Below are 17,733 nucleotides of genomic sequence, written 5' to 3'. Positions count from 1 at the left end.
GCCGTGGCTACGGCGCCTGCAAGCGCTGCAGCACGGCTGCGCTGGGATAGCCGTCGGCGGGCAGGCCGACGCTGCGCTGGTATTGGCGGATCCCTTCGCGGGTGGCCGGCCCCATCATGCCGTCGGGCGTCCCGCTGGCGAAGCCGCGCTGGTTCAGCGCGGTCTGGAGTTCCAGCAGCTGGCTGCGGCTGAGCGCCGCCAGGTCCCGGGGCCAGGCCGCCTGCACGCCGGGCCCGTCCGCCAGGCCTTGCGCCAGAAGCCCGACCGCGAGCGCATAGCTGGTCGAGTTGTTGTAGCGCAGGATGGCGCGGAAATTCGGCCCCACCAGGAAAGCCGGTCCGCGGGCACCCGCGGGCAGCAGCACCATGCCGTCGGCAAATTCCGGCAGCGGCCGACCGTCCATGCTGCGCAATCCCTCGGCGGCCCATTGCCCACTGGATTGGCGCACGCCGGTGTCGGCGCGGCCAAAGTCGAAGCCCGGCGGCAGTTGCACCTCGACCCCCCAGGGCTGGGCCGGCTTCCAGCCCGAACGCGCGAGGAAGTTCGCGGTCGAGGCCGTGACGTCGGCCATGCTGCCCCAGATGTCGCGCCGGCCGTCGGCGTCGGCATCCACGGCGTAGGCCAGGAAGTTCGACGGCAGGAACTGCGTCTGGCCCATGGCACCGGCCCAGGAGCCGATCATGTGCGCGCGATCGATGTCGCCCTTGTCGAGGATCTTCAGCGCCGCGAGCAGTTCGCGACGCGCCCATTCCTCGCGCCGGCCCTCGAAGCCCAGCGTGGCCAGGGCGTCGATGGTCGGCGTGCTGCCGTAGTTGCCGCCGAAGTTGCTCTCCATGCCCCAGATCGCAACGACGATGGAAGGCGGGACGCCGTAGCGCGCGGCCGCCGCATCGGCATCGGCGCGAACCTGCAGCATCTTGTCCTTGCCGAGCGCCACGCGCTGGGTCGTCACGGTGTTGTCGAGGTAGTCCCAGACCGTGCGCGTGAACTCGGGCTGGGCGCGGTCCAGCTCGACGACCCGCGGCAGGTACTGCACGTCGGCGAAGGCCGCTTGCAGCGTCGCCTCGCTGACGCCGGCTTCACGCGCCTTGCCGCGGAAATCCGCGACCCAGCGCGCGAAGCCCTGCTGGAGCGCCGCGTCGTCGGCGCCCGCGGGCATCGGCGGCGACGCCGCAGCCGGCCGCGCGGCGGGCACCGGGGCGGCCGGCGATGAAGGCGCGGTCGACGGCGCGGAAGCGCAGCCCGCCAGGACGGCGGCAGCCAGCGTCAGGGCGCAAAGCCCTTGCATTCGAAACTGCGGGGAATGGTGTCGGTGCATCGTCGTGATTCTCCCCTCCTTGGGGGATCAGGCGCGGCCGTCGGGCGCCATGGCGAGGATGAGCGCATGAAAATAGCCCCCATCGCCAGGTTCGGGGCCCAGGGCCTGGAACGGTGCTTGCTGGAGACAGTCATGCTCACCATAGACCAAAAAGAAGCCATCCTTCGCAGGGCCGGCACCGCCGTTCCGGCCTTCCCCGAGCGCAACCCCGCCGCGCATGTGCGCGATCACGACGCCGACATCGAACACAAGGCGGCCATCCAGCGATGGACGGAAGCCATCGACGTGCTCTACGTGCAGTACGCGGCGGCCCGCGCGGCAAAGAGCCTGCGCGACGCCGAACAGGCGCATCAGGCCGATGCCCTGCGCCGCGCAGGCGAGCGTTCGAACGCCTGAAGCCGAAGGCAGGCGGGCGGCGCGTCGCACTCACTCAGTGCAGCACCGCCCCGCTCGCGCGCAGCGCCTTGCGAAGCGCCTCTACCGACACCGCGCGCACATGGGCCAAGGCGCCGTCCGCCTGCGCCGCCATCGCGGCCGCCGTCCCGGCCGCCTGTCCCACCGCCATGGAGATCGTCATCACGCGAATCGCCGCATGCGCGCTATGCGTCGCCGACACGCCGCGGCCCACCACGAGCGCGTTGTCGAAGCCGACCGGAATCAGGCTGCGATAGGGGATCTGGTAGGCATGATCGCCGCCCAGGCCTTCGTAGCGCAGTTCGCCGCCGGCTGACGGATGGATGTCGATCGGATACGCGCCGGCGGCGATCGCGTCCGGAAACTGTTCCGGCCGCAGCAGATCCTCGCGGGTCAGCACATGGTCGCCGACGATGCGCCGGGTCTCGCGCACGCCGACCTGCGTGCCGAATGCGCGCAACTGGCCGCCCTCGCACCCGGGAACGAATTGCCGCAGGTACTGCGCGGCCTTCCAGGCCTGGCGCCGGCCTTCGATCTCGGCTTCGCCCAAGGCCATCGCGTCCGTGGCATCGATGCCGAGGCGGCTGATGTTGAACCAGGCGTCGCTGCTGAACGGATCCCGGCTGGCATGCAGGGCAGCGCGGGCCAGGTGCCCATCCTCGAAGCCGCGCCGCGCCAGCAGGGCGATCTCGCTGCTGGACAGGGCGTCGAATCGCCCGAAGTCGATCGGGCCGAACCGGAACATCATCGTGGCCGGCTGCAGCGCCTCCCCGTCGTCGAGACCGAGGAAGGCGGCACCCGCGCGCTGGAGCGCATCGATATCGCCGGAAGCGTCGATCAGCACGCGCGCGCGCAGTTCGACCGCCCCGCTCTTGGTCAGCACATGCACGGCGTCGATGCAGCGGCCCGTGACGCCCACGTCGAGCACGCTGGCGTGCAGCAGCGGCCGCACGCCGGCTTGGCGCACCATGTCGTCGAGCACCAGCTTGAGCACCTCGGGCGCGTATTCGACGCGGTCCATCCTGTGCCCGGTCGACATGACGAAGCTCGCGTGCTCGCCGGCGCCGCCGTAGCGGCCGAGCCGCGCCACCACCTCGTCGGCCAGCCCGGCGACCACGCGCCGGCCGTTGGCCGTTTGCCAGCTGTTGAACTGCGCGACCGCGCCGGCCGTGGCATTGCCGCCGAGAAAGCCGTAGCGTTCGACCAGCACCACCGACGCGCCGGCGCGGGCGGCCGCGACCGCCGCCATCGCGCCGGCGATGCCGCCGCCGCAGACGACCACGTCAGCGGTCAGCGTCGACGCGATGCGGTAGCCGAAGGTGGCGCTGTCCATCACGCATCCGCCTTGATGCCGCGCGCCTTGATCACCTGCTGCCAGCGCGCGCCTTCGGCCTTCAGATACCGGGCCGTGGCTTCGCGGCCGCTGGCGACCGGCTCGACGCTCAGGGCCGCAAAACGGGCCTTCACGGTATCGGAGGCCAGGGCCTGCATCAGCAAGGCTTCCAGACGGACCAGCCCTTCCCTGGGAATCGTGTCCCTGGGGGCGAGCAGCGCGGCCCAGCCCTGGACCTCCAGGCTCGGCTGGCCCAGCGCGCGCAGCGTCGGCACCCCCGGCAGGTCGGCCACCGGTGTCGGCGACGACACGGCCAGCGCGCGCAGCCGGCCGGACCGGATGTGCGCGATCACGCTGGGCAGGTTGAGGAAGCCGCACGTCACCAGGCCGCCGATCAGGTCCGGCAGAAGTGCGCTTTCGCCCTTGTAGGGCACGCTGGTGATCGCGGTCTGCGTCTGCACCGCAAACAGCTCGGCGGTCAGGTGCGCCAGCGTGCCGTTGCCGCTGTTGCCGGCGGTCACCGTGCCGGGCTGCGCCTTCGCTTGCGCCACCAGCGCGGCGAAGCTGGTGATCTTCGACGACGCCGGGACCACCAGCACCAGCGGCTGCGCCGACACCATGCCGACCGCCTCGAAATCACGGGCGACGTCGTAGCTGATGGCGGGGTTCAGCACCGGATTGATCACCATGCTGTTGCTGCCCATCAGGAGCGTGTGGCCATCCCTGCTCTGCGCCGCCGCCATGACGCCGATGGCGCTGCCGGCGCCCGGCCTGTTCTCCACGATGACGCTCTGGCCGAGCTGCGGGGCCAGCACTTCGGCCAGCACGCGCGCCGAACTGTCGGCCCCGCCGCCGGGCGCGAACGGCACGATGATGCGCACCGTCCTGTTCGGCCAGGCGTCCGCGGCCCGGCCAATTCCGGCGCAGGCGGCGCCGAGGAAGAGCGCCATGGCCGAAAGCACCGTGCGCCGGCTCGGGGTGGGAAGGGGGTGGGCCATGCGTCTGTCTCCATTCTTGTGTCGTTGATCGATCGGTCGATCTTAGGAAGCGCGGCCTGCACACGCCAATACCAACATCTGGCGATCCCATAACATCACGTTATATGGAGACGCCATGAACCTGAGACAGATCGAGGTGTTCCGCGCCGTGATGCTCGCCAGCTCGGTGACCGACGCGGCGCGCCTGCTGCACGTGTCGCAGCCCGGCATCAGCCGCATGCTGGCCCACATCGAGCTGCAACTCGGCTTGAAGCTGTTCGAGCGCAGGAAGGGCCGGCTGGCGCCGACCCCCGAGGCGCTCGCCCTCTACCAGGAGGTTGCCGAGGTCTATGGCGGGATTCGCCGGATCAGTGAATGCGCACGGGACCTGAAGACCGGTGCCCGGCTGTCGCTGCGCGTACTGGCAAGTCCCAGCACGGGGCTGGTCGCCGTGCCGCACGCGATCGCGGCGCTGGCCACGCAGTTCCCGGGCGCCAGGCTGTTCGTCGAAACGCTGCCGGCGCGCGAGATGGTGAGCCGGTTGACCAGCCGCGAAGCCGATGTCGCGATCTCGACACTGCCGATCGACAATGCGCTGCTCGACTCCCGGGTCATCGGACAGTGGCGGCTGGCCTGCGTGTTCCCCAAGGGCCACGCACTGGGCCGGAAGCGCTCGCTGCTGCCGCGCGATGTCGTGCGCGAGCGGCTGATCGGCTTCAGCCGCGAGACGCCGCAAGGCCGCATCATCGCCGACTGGTGTGCGAGCCACGCGGTCGACGAGAACCCGTCGCTCCAGGTGCGCGCCGGGCAGATGGCCTGCGCGCTGGCAGCCTCCGGTGCCGGCATCGCCATCGTCGACGACCTCACCGCGCGTGCGTGCCGCACCGACACGCTGGACTTCCGGCCGATCACCGCAAGCCCGTCGTTCGGGATCTTCGCGGTCACGCATTCAGCCTTCGCACCCTCGGCGATCGCCAACGCCCTGGTCGCGCAGACGACCGCGTGGCTGAAGTCCAGCCGCGCCTGAAGGCCGGATTCTCGCTGCGGATCGTGCAGCGGCACGCGCGACAGCGCGCTTGTGAGGCCCCCCGCACACTCCTATGATGGCTCGCTCGCGCACGCCAATATTGGAGACCCCCATGAACCCCATCGGGCCAAACCGCTCTTTGTCGCGCCGCAGCGCCCTGCAGTACGGACTCGGCACCCTTGGCGCCGGCATGTTGCCCGGATCCGCTCTCGCCCAGGGCGCCTGGCCCACCAAGCCGGTCACGCTGGTGGTGGGCTACCCGCCGGGCGGGCAGACCGACTTTGCCGGGCGGGTCCTCACGGCCGGGATGCAGGCCAGCCTGGGCCAGAGCGTCGTGATCGACAACAAGCCCGGCGTCAACGGCAACATCGCCACCGATTTCGTCCTCAAGGCGCCGCCCGACGGCTACAAGCTGCTGGTGGGCAATGGCAGCAACATGGTGCTCAATCCGCACACCTACCGCAACACGCCTGTGGCCGATCCGCTCAAGATGACGCCCATCGGCCTGCTGCTGACCTCTCCCCTGATGCTGGTCGTACCGACCAGCCTGCCAGTCAAGGATGTCAACGAATTCATCGCCTGGGTCAAGGCGCAGGACAAAGCGGGCAAGGCCGTCGACTACGCGTCGGGCGGGCCCGGCAGTCTCGTGCAGACCGCGATGGAGCTCTTCCGCGAGCGCATCGGCAAGCCGAAGATGAGCCACGTTCCGTACAAGGGCAGCAGTCCGGCGATGACCGACCTGATCGCCGGGCGCGTGCCCGCCATGTTCGATGCGTCGTCGGTGGTCGCGCCCTTCCTCAAGGCCGGCCAGCTCAAGGCGCTGATGGTCACCGGCCCCAAGCGGGTGCCTGCGTTCCCCGATGTGCCCACGGCGGCCGAAGCCGGCATCAAGGACTTCCAGGTCATCTCCTTCATCGGCTTGTACGGCCCGCCGGGCTTGAACGCCGACATCGTGAAGAAGGTGAACACGGCGATGAACAGCGCCCTCAAGGAACCCAACGTGCAGAAGACCATCGCCGACCGAGGCGACGACGCCGGCGGCGGCACGCCCGAGCAGCTCGCCACGCTGACGCGCGACTACTTCAAGCTGCTGGGCGAGGTCGTCAAGAACAACGACATCCGTGCCGAGTAGAAGATTCGTGCTGCGTTGGAGCGGACCTACTCCGGCACCTTTCCGACCCTCCTCGGTGCCCGCAGGAAGTCGAAGTCGACACCCTGGTCCGCCTGGGTGACGGTGTCGAGAAACAGCTTGCGGTAGCCGCGCTCTGCGGTCGGCTCGACCACCGGCGATTCCTGCGCGCGACGCGCCAGTTCTTCATCCGATACCAGCAACGAGATCTCGCGATTGCGTACGCTCAAGCGGATCCTGTCGCCATTGCGAACATGCGCCAGCGGCCCTCCGATGGCCGCTTCCGGCGTGACATGCAGCACGACGGTGCCGAAGGCGGTGCCGCTCATGCGCCCGTCCGAGATCCGCACGATGTCCTTGACCCCCGCTCGCGCCAGCTTGCGGGGAATCGGAATGTAGCCGGCCTCCGGCATGCCCGGCGCGCCCTTGGGGCCGATGTTCTTCAGCACCAGCACATCCTGGGCGCTGACGTCCAGATCGTCGTTGTCGATACGGTTCGCCAGGTCCTCGGTGCTCTCGAACACCACGGCGCGGCCTTCGTGTTCCATGAGCCCAGGGTCCGCCGCCGACTGCTTGATGATGGCGCCGCCTGGGGCCAGGTTGCCGCGCAGCACGGCAATGCCGCCTTGCGGGTAGATCGGTCTGGCGATGGGCCGGACGACGTCCTGCGCGAAACCGGCGCCGGCGCGCGCCATCTCCTCGCCCAGCGTGCGGCCCGTCACCGTCATTGCCTCGAGCCGCAGCAGCGGCTTGAGCTCGCGCAGAAGCGTCGCCATGCCGCCCGCGTGATGGAAGTCTTCCATGTAGTGATGCCCGGAAGGCTTCAGGTCCAGCAGCACCGGCGTTTCGCGTCCCATGCGGTCGAGCGCATCCAGGTCGACTTCCAGGCCCATTCGCCCGGCGATGGCGGTCAGGTGCACGATGCCATTGGTCGAGCCGCCGATCGCCAGCAGGACGCGCATCGCGTTCTCGAAGGCGGCCGGGGTCAGGATCTTGTCGATGCGGAGGCCGTCGCGCGCCATCTGGACGGCTTGCGTGCCCGTTTGCTCGGCGATGCGGATGCGGTCGGCGGTGACCGCGGGCGGCGACGCGCCGCCCGGCATCGTCATTCCCAGGGCTTCGGCGATGCAGGCCATGGTGCTGGCCGTGCCCATCACCGAACAGGTGCCGACGCTGGCGACGAGCTGGTTGTTCACGTCGGCGATTTCCTCGTCGTCGATTTCCGCCGCGCGGTACTTGCCCCAATAGCGGCGGCAGTCGGTGCAGGCGCCGACGCGCTCGCCGCGGTGGCCGCCGGTCAGCATGGAGCCGGTGATGAGCTGGATCGAGGGCAGGCCGGCCGAGGCCGCGCCCATGAGCTGGGCGGGCACGGTCTTGTCGCAGCCACCGATCAACACCACGGCGTCCATCGGCTGGGCCCGCACCATCTCCTCCGTGTCCATCGACATGAGATTGCGCAGGTACATGCTGGTCGGCGCGGCGAAGCTCTCGTGGACCGAGATGGTCGGGAACGCCATCGGCAGTCCGCCGGCCAGCATCACGCCCCGCTTGACCGCCTCGACGAGCTGGGGCGCATTGCCGTGGCACGGGTTGTAGGCGCTGCCCGTGTCGGCGATGCCCACCACGGGGCGGTCGAGCGCCGTCTCGGTATAGCCCGCACCCTTGATGAAGGCCTTGCGCAGGAACAGGGAGAAGCCCTGATCGCCGTAGCTCGTGAGGCCCTTCTTCAGGCCGGTCGGCTGCTTGTCCATGGTGTCGTTCCTTGTGCTTGATGACGCCCGCCCATTCAGGTTGTCCTCGGCATCATCTCCCAAAATGATCGGGCCACCGACCATGGATACCGTCGAGCGTCATGCTGCCGCCTTTGGATTTCCCGGCTCCCATGGCGCCTCTGGAATGCGCCGACCGGATCTCGCGGCGACTTGGGTACGTTGCGACATGGCAGGGAGCGCATGGGACGTCGAGTCAGAGTCCCTCCTGAGTACCGAGGCTCAATGAAGCAACAACAGTTCATCCGGAACTTGCCGCCTCATGACACACCGTCGCAATCAATGGTTGTGACGAGGCTGCGTGTCGCCCACGCCGCGATACTTGAGCGCCAACTCCATGCAGGCGCCCGATTCGAGTTGTCCGACCGTCGCGCGATAGATCTCCTGCCATGGCGTCTGAGTCGGCCGGATCGACGGCGTCCCCTCGTCCTTGCGGCGCGCGATCTCCGCATCGGACACCAGCATGTTGCATTGCCCGGCGTCGAGGTCGATGCGGACGACATCCCCCGTTCGCAAGTGCGCCAGCCCGCCGCCGACGGCGCTTTCGGGCGAAGCGTTGAGAATCGACGGACTGTCCGAGGTCCCCGACTGCCGCCCATCGCCCAAGGTGGGAAGACTGGTGATCCCGCGCCTGAGCAACGCATCCGGCGGCTGCATGTTCACGACTTCCGCCGACCCCGGCCAGCCGACAGGCCCGGCACCGCGTATCACCAGGATGCAGTTCTCGTCGACGGCGAGCGCAGGATCATTGATTCGCGCGTGATAGTCATCCGAATCCTCGAATACGATGGCCCGGCATTCGAACTTGCCCTCCGCGCCCGGACGGCTCAGGTAGCGCGCGCGAAACTCTTCGGAGATCACGCTGGTCTTCATGATCGCGAAGTCGAACAGGTTGCCGCTCAGAACGAGGAAGCCTGCCTGATTCTTGAGGGGACGCGCAAACTCGCAAATCACCTCCCGATTCGCGCTGTGTCGACCTTCGAGATTCTGTGCCATCGTCTTGCCCGTGACGGTCGGGCGCGCGCTGCGCAACCTGCCCGCCTGCTCGAGCTCCCACATCACGGCCGGAACACCTCCGGCGCGATAGAAGGCCTCGCCCAGGTACTTGCCCGCCGGTTGCATGTTCAGCAGCAGCGGCACGTCGAAGCCGAACTCGGTCCAGTCGCTCGGACGCAGTTCCACGCCCGCATGACGGGCCATGGCCATGAGGTGCGGCTGCGCGTTGGTGGAACCGCCGATCGCGGAATTGACGACGATCGCATCGAGAAACGCATCCCGCGTGAGGATCGAAGAGGGCCGCCTGTCCTCGAAGGCCAACTCGACGATGCGGCGCCCGGTTTCATAGGCCATTTGCCCTCGTTCCCGGTAAGGCGCAGGAATCGCGGCACAGCCGGTCAAGGACAGGCCGAGCGCTTCCGCCAGCGCATTCATGGTCGACGCTGTTCCCATGGTGTTGCAGTGCCCCACCGAAGGCGCCGACGCGGTCGCGATATCCATGAACTTCGATTCGTCGATCTGGCCGGCGGCCAGCAGTCGCCGACTCTTCCAGATCGCCGCGCCGGAGCCCACGAGTTCTCCTTCGAACCAGCCGTCGAGCATGGGGCCGCCGGACAGCACGATCGTGGGAATGTCCACGGTCGCCGCGGCCATGACCTGGGATGGCGTCGACTTGTCGCAACCCGTCGTCAGCACGACGGCGTCGATCGGGTAGCCATGCAGGATCTCGACCAGCGCCATGTAAGCCAGGTTGCGGTCGATGGCCGCCGTCGGTCTCCGGCGATTCTCGAAAGTCGGATGCACGGGAAATTCCATCGGAATGCCGCCGGCGTCGCGGATGCCGTCACGCACGCGCTTTGCCAGTTCCAGATGGACGCGATTGCACGGATTCAGATCGCTTCCGGATTGCGCGATCCCGACAATGGGCCGGCCGGAGCGCAGTTCTGCCGGCGTGACGCCGTAGTTCATGAAGCGCTCGAGATAGAGCGCGGTCAAGTCGATGTGATCGGGGTTGGCGAACCAGTCCTGCGAGCGAAACCGGCGAGCCTTTCGGGCAGCCTCTGTTTTCATCCGCCGTACCAGCCTGCGTCCACGTAGTACTCGCGCCCGGAGCATCGGGCTGCATCGTCCGAAGCGAGGAAGAGCGCCATCGCCGCCACATGCACAGGGTCGATTCGTTGCTGCAGGCATTGCGCCGCCACGACCTTCGCCTCGCTCTCGGGCGATTGCCACAACTTCATCTGACGGGGCGTGCGCACCGCCCCCGGAACGATGCAGTTGACACGGATGTTGAATCCGCCCAGATCGCGCGCCAATCCTTTGGTCAGTCCCTCGATGCCCGCCTTGGCGGTCATGTAGATCGACAGATTGGCCAGCGCGAGGTGCCAGGAGATCGAGCCGAGGTTCAGGATGACGCCTGCGCCGGCTGCCCGCATGCCGCCCGAAACGGCTTGTGCGCAGAAGAACTGGTGCCGCAGGTTGACGGCGATCCGTTGGTCCCAGTAGTCCGGGGTGACGTCGCCGATTTCATGCCGGTCGTCGTTGGCCGCATTGTTGATGAGGACGTTGGCCGGTCCCGCCGCTGCCTCGATCGCCGCGAAGGTCGCCTGGGTTGCCTGGAGGTCGGTCAGATCGCAACGGTGAAACACAGGCGGGTGCGCGGCGTCGCGAAGTTTCGACTGCAGCGCACGGCCGTCCGAGTCGGCGATGTCCAGGAAGAACACCTGGGCGCCCTGCCGGGCGAAGGCCTCGACCATGGCCGCGCCGATGCCGGAACTCCCGCCGGTAACGACGACTCGCTTGTCGGCAAGGCTCGGATAGATGGCAGACATTGATGGTCCCTCTCTTGGTCTTCGCGGGCCTCAGGAAGCGGCAATGCCGCGGGAGGACAGGTTCTGGTAGAGCGCTCGGACCCCGAAGGTCCAGGGCGCGATGGCGTCGGAGCGTTGCACGTGATTGAACAACGCGCCCAGCGATGGCGTCGAGATCGTCACGCGATCGCCGAGGCGGTGCGTGAACCCTTCGCCTTCGGCCTCCCGATCCTGGATCGGGGAGAACATCGTGCCGAGGAACAGCAGAAAGCCGTCCGGATACTGGTGGTGTGGACCGCATGTCTGCCGCACCAGATCCGCGGGGTCGCGGCTGATCTCGGCCATCCGGCTGGAGCCTTCCAGCCTGAAGCCATCGTCCTGCCCTTCGATGGTCAGGCTCACGGTGGCCGCACGGATCGTGTCCAGCGTGAAGTCATCGTCGAACAGGCGCAGGAACGGTCCGATCGCACAGGACCCGTTGTTGTCCTTGGCCTTTCCCAGCAACAGGGCACTGCGGCCTTCGATGTCCCGAAGATTGACATCGTTGCCCAGTGTCGCACCCACGATCTGCGAACGGCTGTTGACGGCCAGCACGATCTCGGGCTCGGGGTTGTTCCACGACGAGCTCGGGTGCAGGCCGACGTCCTCGCCGAAACCGACCGCTGACATGGGTTGCGCCTTCGAGAACACTTCGGCGTCCGGGCCGATTCCGACTTCCATGTACTGAGACCATGTGCCCTGGCGGATGAGTTCGCGTTTGAGCGTTTCCGCCTCGGGCGAGCCGGGTCGGATGGCCGACAAGTCCGATCCGATCGTGCGCTGAAGGTCATGCCGGATCTGTGTGGCCTTGGCCGAATCGCCGCCGGCCTGCTCCTCGATGACACGCTCCAGCAGGCTGACGGCGAAGGTGACGCCGCATGCCTTGATGGCCTGCAGATCGCACGGTGCCAGGAGCTTCTCGGCGCCAGACTCTCCCGAGGCCGTCATGGCTTTGTCCAGCCACCCGGCGACCTCACCCAAGGGCTCCCCTGGGCAGTTGCGGATGAATTCCAGGAGGTCATGCCGCTCGAGAAGGTCGGACACGGTGGGCGCCGAGGCAGTGATGTCCACCACTTGACCGTCTCGAACCACCACGACGCAAGGTCCGTTGACTGGGCCTGCACGCCAGACTCGGCCAACGAGCAAGGCGCCGGAAGCGTCGGTGGGAAGAAACGATGAATTGAGCTTCGGTTGCATTGGGAGATCTAGAGGAGGGGTGCCGGGGAGAGGGGGTGAATGTCACAGCTGCTTTCCATGCGCCAGTTCTGTTCGAGCGTGCGCGTGCTGCCGCATACGTCGATCTGCGCACGCAGCCGGATGTCGGCACTCGATGCACCGATCCCCAACTCGAACGTGCCCGGCTCGATGATTCGCGCACCGGCCATGCCGGTGAAGGCCAGCATGTCCACCGGTACCCGAAAGGTCACCCGGGCGACCTCGCCGGCGCTCAGTTCCACCCGGCCAAAGGCCTTCAATTCCCGCACGGGTCGCACGACGCTGGCCAGGCGATCGCGCACGTACAGCTGTGGGATTTCCACACCCTTTCGGGATCCCGTATTGGCGAGGTCGAAGCTGAGCACGATCTCGCCGTCTTCGATGGGGACGGGAGAAAGGGGCACTTCCAGATTGCGGTACTCGAAGCGCGTGTAGCTCAGGCCATGGCCGAAGGGATATCGGCTGCCGAAGTGCAGGGCAATCGGCGTTCCTCCGCTCTTGAACTTGTGGTTGTAGTAGTACGGCATGGCGCCAACGTTTTCCGGCACGGAGACGGTCAGCCTGCCCGTGGCCTCGGCGCGGCCCGAAAGGACCTCGGCGATGGCGGTGCCGCCCTGCTGGCCGCCGGCAAACGCCATCACGAAGGCTGCGATGCGATCCTCCAGTCCGCCAAGGTTGTAGGGGCGCCCGCTGGTCAGCACGACCACGGTCGGTGTACCGGTATCGACCACGGCTTCGAGCAACTGCTGCTGCACACCGGGCAGATCGAGCGAATCCGCATCGGAGCCTTCCCCGATCGTGCCGGTTTGAAAAAGGCCTGCGAGGTCGCCGACCAGGACGATGGCGACATCTGCATTGCGGGCGGCGTCGACAGCCTCGGGAATTTCATCGGTGCGAAGCGAAACCGGCGAGGTGGGCTGGATGCCCTCTGCGCGCACATCGCCCGGGAACACCGGGGTTCCCTTCTTGCGGACTTCAATGATCGAACAGCCCCTCGCGTAGCGCACGCTGTCTGCGCCATAGATCGCCTGCAGGCCCTGCAGCGGCGTCACGATGTGACGGGTGTCTTCGACCTGGTTGTGCAGGACGACGTGGGCGGGGTAGCTGTAGCCGCTGAGCATGGCCAATGGATCGTCGGCCGTGGGGCCGATCACGGCGAGGCGGGGAGCGCCGGCCGGACTGAGCGGCAGCACGCCACCCCGGTTGTCCAGCACCACGATCGCCTGGCGCGCCGCTTCGAGGGCCGTCGCAACGACTTCGGGCGTACGCAGCGCGGGCGCCGCTGCGGCGTCCTCGAAGGTCTTCTCGAACAGTCCCAGGCGAAACTTCTCCGTGAGGATCCGAGAGACGATGCGATCGACGGTCGCCAACGTGATCAGGCCGCGCTCGATCGCCGCCGCGAGGTGCTGCGCGCAATCATCCGCAGGCAACTCGACATCCAGCCCCGCATTGAAGGCCAGGGCCGCGGCTTCGGTCGCATCCGCTGCCACCGCGTGGTGCTGATAGAGCAAGCTCACCCCCACATAGTCGGCCACCACCAGACTGTCGAAGCCCCATTGCTCGCGCAGCACCTCTGTCAGCAGGTGGTGCGAGCAGTGTGTCGGCTCGCCGTCAATGTCGTGGTAGGCCGGCATCACCGAGCCTGCGTTGGCCTGCCTCACGGCCATCTCGAAGGGAAGCAGGAAGGTGTCGTTCAGCTCCCGCCAGCCGACGTGCACCGGGGCATGGTTGCGTGCGCCCTCGCTGAACGAATGACCCGCGTAGTGCTTCAGCGTCGCGAGCACGTCTCGCCGGGGGCCCTGGATGCCGCGAACATAACGCGTCGCCATGACGCCGACGAGATAGGGATCCTCGCCGAAGGTTTCTTCCGTGCGTCCCCACCGGACATCGCGCGAGACATCGAGAACGGGCGCCAGTCCTTGCTGACATCCCAACTCCCGGCATTCGAAGCCGATCTTCGCTGCCACCTTCTCGACGAGCGCGGGATTCCAGGTGGCGCCGAGGGCCAGCGGAGACGGAAACAGCGTGCCATCGCGGGTCATCATGCCTGCGAGGCACTCTTCATGCGACATCGCGGGAATGCCCAGACGTGTCTCGTTTCGTAGATAGCGCTGCAATTTGTTGAGCGCGCGCAATCCGCTGCCTGCTTCGACACTGCGCGTGCCCAATGGCCGGGTGATCTGTCCGATACCGTTGGCCAGGCGCCGTAGCACCGAATCGGCGTCGCTGGCAACAACGAAAGCCTCGCCGGGACGCACCCGGTGTTCGCCGCTCTCGGACAGGATCAGCCAGAAGGCGTGCATCTGGGCGATCTTTTCCTCGAGCGTCATGCGTCCGAGCAGGTCGTTCACGCGCGCCGCCAACGGCTGCGCGGGGTCCTTGTAGACGGGCGTGGAAGAAGTCATGGGTGTACGGCGTCGGGTTGTGTCAGCGCGCCGCCCAGAGCATGCCGCGCTCGAGGATCGTGCGCATCTGCGGCACCTCGAACTCCTTGGCGACATGGCCGAGCGCGCTATAGAACACCCGCCCCTGCCCGTGCCGGCGCTTCCACACCACCGGCATCACCACGCCTTCGATCCATGGCGCATGCTCGCCGGTGAAGGTCGTCGTGGCCAGCACCTCGTTCGACGGGTCGACGTGCATGTAGTACTGCTCCGAGTGGTAGTCGAAGTCGCCAATGCCCTTCGTCACCGGATCGTCCGGCTTGACGATGTTCACGCGGAAGTCGATGACGTTGCCGGGATGGGCCACCCATTGGCCTCCCGTCATGAACTGGTAGTCGACCGCCTCGCGAAAGGCATCGCCCATGCCGCCATGAAAGCCGGCGAGGCCGACGCCTTCGCGGACGGCTCGGGTCAGGTTGGCGAGTTCGTCCTTTTCGATCTTGGCCATCGTGATGATCGGAACGATCAGGCTCAGGTCCGCGATGGCCGGGTCCGCGAAGGCCTTTGTCGAGGTTTCGACACGGACCTTGAAGCCGCGCTCCGTCAACATGTCCGAGACGATCTTCGCACCCTGGTCGGGCTCGTGCCCCATCCAGCCGCCCCACACGATCATGGCTTCGCGCATTGAGTTGCCTCTGTTCAATTCGTTGATGGATTCAGCCGAGGCCGCCTGCCGAGAACGCGGTCGGCAATATCTGCGGCCGCTCGGGCCGGGTCTCGATGCTCACGTGGCGACCGAGTCGCGATGAGGTTTCGAACGCCTCCATGACTTCGAGGACATGAAGGGCCAATTCGCCCGACGCGCGGTGCGGACGGTTGGCGCGGATGGCGTGCGCCATGTCGGCCACGCCGATGCTTCGATAGTTGCCGTCTCCGTAGGCATGTCCGATCGGCTGCTCGACCCAATCCTGCCCCGCCTGGGCGAGCTGGATCGTGCCGCCGAAGTAGTTCGGATCGGGGACGATCATGCTGGCCTCGGTGCCGTAGAGCTCGATCGGTACATGCCGGTGCTTCGGCACGTCGAAGCTGGTGGCGATCGAAACGATGGCGCCCGACGCAAACTCCATCGTGCCGGCGACATGGGTGGCCACTTCGACGTCGATCTTCGTGCCCTTGAGCGGCTCGCTGGTGATGAGGCGCTCGCTGCGCACGCGCGAGGTCGACCCGGAGACGCGCGCAACCGGTCCGATGAGGTTGACCAGTGCCGTGATGTAGTACGGCCCCATGTCGAGCATCGGTCCGCCGCCCTCCGCGTAGTAGAAGGCAGGATTCGGATGCCAACGCTCGTGACCCGGACACATGAAAGTCGCCGTGCCAGCCACTGGCTTGCCGATGGCGCCTTCGTCGACGAGCTTGCGACACGTCTGGTGGGCTCCACCCAGAAAGGTGTCGGGCGCACAGCCGACGCGAAGGCCACGCTTGTCGGCGGCTTCGAGCAGCGTTCGAGCATGCGAAGTCGTGAGACCCAATGGCTTTTCGGAATGGACGTGCTTGCCGGCCGCGATCGCCATGAGGCCGACCTCGACGTGCGCCGCCGGAATCGTCAGGTTCACGATGATCTCGATCGCGGGGTCGCGCAAGAGCGCATCGACCGAGAGTGCCTTGAGCCCGAACTGTGAGGCACGCGCCTGCGCTGCCTCCGGCTTCATGTCCGCAACGCCTCGAATGTCGAGGATGGGGAATTTCGTCGCGGCCTTCAAATAAGCCTCGCTGATGTTCCCGCAGCCGATGAAGCCGATACCTACCTTGTCCATGAGTGGTCCTCTGTCAGTGGGGAATCAATCGCGTGACTGCGTCGGGAAGGCGGCATACTTCCTCACGATCCCGGCGAGTTCGTTGTTCACCTTGCACTGCTTCAGCGAGAACGACGAGAGGACCCGATCGATCTGCGTTTCGGACAAGTCCTTGAACAGGCGGGAGTAGGTCTGCTGCATCAGGGCGCTGGTGTAGAAGCAGAGCACCGCCGAGCTGAAGCACTTGCGGTTGTAGTTTTGAGTGATGTCTTCGTCGCCGATGACGTCGTAGATCTGCTGCGCGAGCTTTCCGGTTTCCTGCTTGACAGGCGTCTGGGGCATCCACACCATCCAGTCGTCGGCGCCCAATTGCTCCTTCTTCCGGATGAAGTCGCCGACCCGCTGCCGGTACTCCGACTCGGGGTCGAGGGTCACCAGCCCCATCACGCCGACGTCCTTGTAAGTCCAGGTGGTCCAGTGCGCGCCATGGCGCTCGAAAATGCCGATCTGGTCGTCCATGGCACGCAGGCGGTCGGGCACCGATTCCAGGCCGCCGTTGTAGACCGATCCAAACTCGCCGACCCACAAGGGAGTGCCGTGCTTCTTCGTGAACACGGTGCCTTCGTGGTTCGTGAACTCCGTCTCTTGCCTCGCCAGGTCCCAGTGCTCGGGGCCATAGCTTCGGGACTGTCCCGCATCGATCGTTCCGGGATACTGGCCCGGGCCGAAGCCCGCGATGGTGTAGTTGTGGCTGCTGTAGACGAGGTTCTCCGCGAAGGGGGCTTCCAGGCCATCGAAGAGGTAGGAATAGCGATCGCCTTCGAGAAAGATGATGTGCCTGGAATCGATCTCCCTGACCGCGTCGACGGCCCGCCGATAGACGGCGTTCATCAGGTCCCAGTCCGGACGGTAGTTCTTGTGGATGTTCCAGGGCAGGTCGCCGAACTGGTTGTTCACGCAGGGCTCGTTCATCAGGTTGAATCCCGCGATGACGGCCTCGTCCTTGTATCGCCGGGCAATCTCCTTCCACAGGGCGATGAACCGGTCCTGGTAATGCGTGTGCTTCCAGAACAGGCTGTGCCTGTTGGCGTTGTCCGAATGCCAATGCACGTTCTGCCACCCCTGGACGGCGTGAAGGTCGAGGATGGCATGGAGGCCGTGCTTCTCGCACCACCGCAGCACCTGCGTCAGCCGTTGAAAGCCGGCCTCCTTGTAGGTGAAGGGCTTGTTGTCGTCCTCGAAGTGCCTGTAGTTCAGCGGGAGCCTGACCACCGTGGTGCCAAGGCTCTTGAGGTATTCGATGTCCGCTTCATTGAAGAAGTGGTCGTGGAATCGCTCGAAGAAGAACTCGGCCTTCGACTTCCCCAGGACCTCCGCCATCTCGAACCGCAGCGTGTGCTCCGCGCCGGAGAAGCCGTTGATGAAGTCCTCCATGTTCATCCAGCCGCCGACACAGGTGCCCCTGAGCCGCACGCTCTTGCCGCGGGCATCGACGATCTGGTTGGCCTTGACGCTCAGAAATTCCATT

General features: G+C 66.6%; 14 protein-coding genes. 3 read left to right on the top strand and 11 right to left on the bottom strand.

Annotated elements, in window-relative coordinates:
* Window positions 1-7 precede the first annotated feature (7 nt).
* The gene (locus AC1D2E_RS04525; RefSeq protein WP_478196303.1) at window positions 8-1,288 is read right to left on the bottom strand and encodes a lytic murein transglycosylase; all 1,281 of its coding nucleotides are present in this window, start codon (window positions 1,286-1,288) and stop codon (window positions 8-10) included.
* A 96-nt stretch (window positions 1,289-1,384) separates the two neighbouring features.
* Here AC1D2E_RS04525 and AC1D2E_RS04520 point away from each other — a divergent pair, with 96 nt between their 5' ends.
* Window positions 1,385-1,714: a hypothetical protein gene (locus AC1D2E_RS04520; RefSeq protein WP_478196302.1), complete on the top strand. Its 330-nt coding sequence runs from the start codon at window positions 1,385-1,387 to the stop codon at window positions 1,712-1,714.
* A 34-nt stretch (window positions 1,715-1,748) separates the two neighbouring features.
* Here AC1D2E_RS04520 and AC1D2E_RS04515 read toward each other — a convergent pair whose 3' ends face one another.
* On the bottom strand, window positions 1,749-3,065 hold the full coding sequence (locus AC1D2E_RS04515; protein WP_478196301.1) for an FAD-dependent oxidoreductase: 1,317 nt from the start codon (window positions 3,063-3,065) through the stop codon (window positions 1,749-1,751).
* A complete protein-coding gene (locus AC1D2E_RS04510; RefSeq protein WP_478196300.1) occupies window positions 3,065-4,063 on the bottom strand; it encodes a Bug family tripartite tricarboxylate transporter substrate binding protein in 999 nt (332 codons plus the stop codon). The genes AC1D2E_RS04515 and AC1D2E_RS04510 overlap by 1 nt, the downstream gene beginning before the upstream one ends.
* Window positions 4,064-4,178: 115 nt before the next feature.
* Between AC1D2E_RS04510 and AC1D2E_RS04505 the strand changes: the two genes are divergently transcribed.
* Window positions 4,179-5,069, top strand: coding sequence for a LysR family transcriptional regulator (locus tag AC1D2E_RS04505; protein ID WP_478196299.1), 891 nt, complete (start codon window positions 4,179-4,181; stop codon window positions 5,067-5,069).
* 112 nt (window positions 5,070-5,181) lie between these two features.
* A complete protein-coding gene (locus AC1D2E_RS04500) occupies window positions 5,182-6,201 on the top strand; it encodes a Bug family tripartite tricarboxylate transporter substrate binding protein (protein ID WP_478196298.1) in 1,020 nt (339 codons plus the stop codon).
* A 26-nt stretch (window positions 6,202-6,227) separates the two neighbouring features.
* Here AC1D2E_RS04500 and AC1D2E_RS04495 read toward each other — a convergent pair whose 3' ends face one another.
* The 8 genes from AC1D2E_RS04495 to AC1D2E_RS04460 form a co-directional block, all read right to left on the bottom strand.
* Window positions 6,228-7,949 carry an IlvD/Edd family dehydratase gene (locus AC1D2E_RS04495; RefSeq protein ID WP_478196297.1) on the bottom strand — a complete coding sequence of 574 codons (1,722 nt, stop codon included), beginning with the start codon at window positions 7,947-7,949 and terminating at the stop codon, window positions 6,228-6,230.
* A 297-nt stretch (window positions 7,950-8,246) separates the two neighbouring features.
* Entirely contained in the window at window positions 8,247-10,034 is a 1,788-nt protein-coding gene (locus tag AC1D2E_RS04490; protein WP_478196355.1) for an IlvD/Edd family dehydratase, read from the bottom strand.
* Window positions 10,031-10,795, bottom strand: a complete 765-nt coding sequence (gene xylB / locus AC1D2E_RS04485) for a D-xylose 1-dehydrogenase (protein ID WP_478196296.1) — start codon at window positions 10,793-10,795, stop codon at window positions 10,031-10,033. The genes AC1D2E_RS04490 and xylB overlap by 4 nt, the downstream gene beginning before the upstream one ends.
* A 30-nt stretch (window positions 10,796-10,825) precedes the next feature.
* A complete protein-coding gene (locus tag AC1D2E_RS04480) occupies window positions 10,826-12,010 on the bottom strand; it encodes a fumarylacetoacetate hydrolase family protein (RefSeq protein WP_478196295.1) in 1,185 nt (394 codons plus the stop codon).
* Between the two features lie 8 nt (window positions 12,011-12,018).
* A complete protein-coding gene (locus AC1D2E_RS04475; protein WP_478196294.1) occupies window positions 12,019-14,433 on the bottom strand; it encodes a glycoside hydrolase family 3 protein in 2,415 nt (804 codons plus the stop codon).
* A 22-nt stretch (window positions 14,434-14,455) separates the two neighbouring features.
* Window positions 14,456-15,097 carry a ThuA domain-containing protein gene (locus tag AC1D2E_RS04470; protein WP_478196293.1) on the bottom strand — a complete coding sequence of 214 codons (642 nt, stop codon included), beginning with the start codon at window positions 15,095-15,097 and terminating at the stop codon, window positions 14,456-14,458.
* A gap of 31 nt (window positions 15,098-15,128) precedes the next feature.
* Window positions 15,129-16,226: a Gfo/Idh/MocA family protein gene (locus AC1D2E_RS04465; protein ID WP_478196292.1), complete on the bottom strand. Its 1,098-nt coding sequence runs from the start codon at window positions 16,224-16,226 to the stop codon at window positions 15,129-15,131.
* Between the two features lie 24 nt (window positions 16,227-16,250).
* On the bottom strand, window positions 16,251-17,732 hold the full coding sequence (locus AC1D2E_RS04460; RefSeq protein ID WP_478196291.1) for a glycoside hydrolase family 5 protein: 1,482 nt from the start codon (window positions 17,730-17,732) through the stop codon (window positions 16,251-16,253).
* Between the last annotated feature and the right edge of the window lies 1 nt (window position 17,733).

The organism is Variovorax sp. P1_H2, assembly GCF_056405295.1.
Note: the sequence above shows the minus strand (reverse complement) of the source record. Positions and strands in the feature narration are given on the sequence as shown.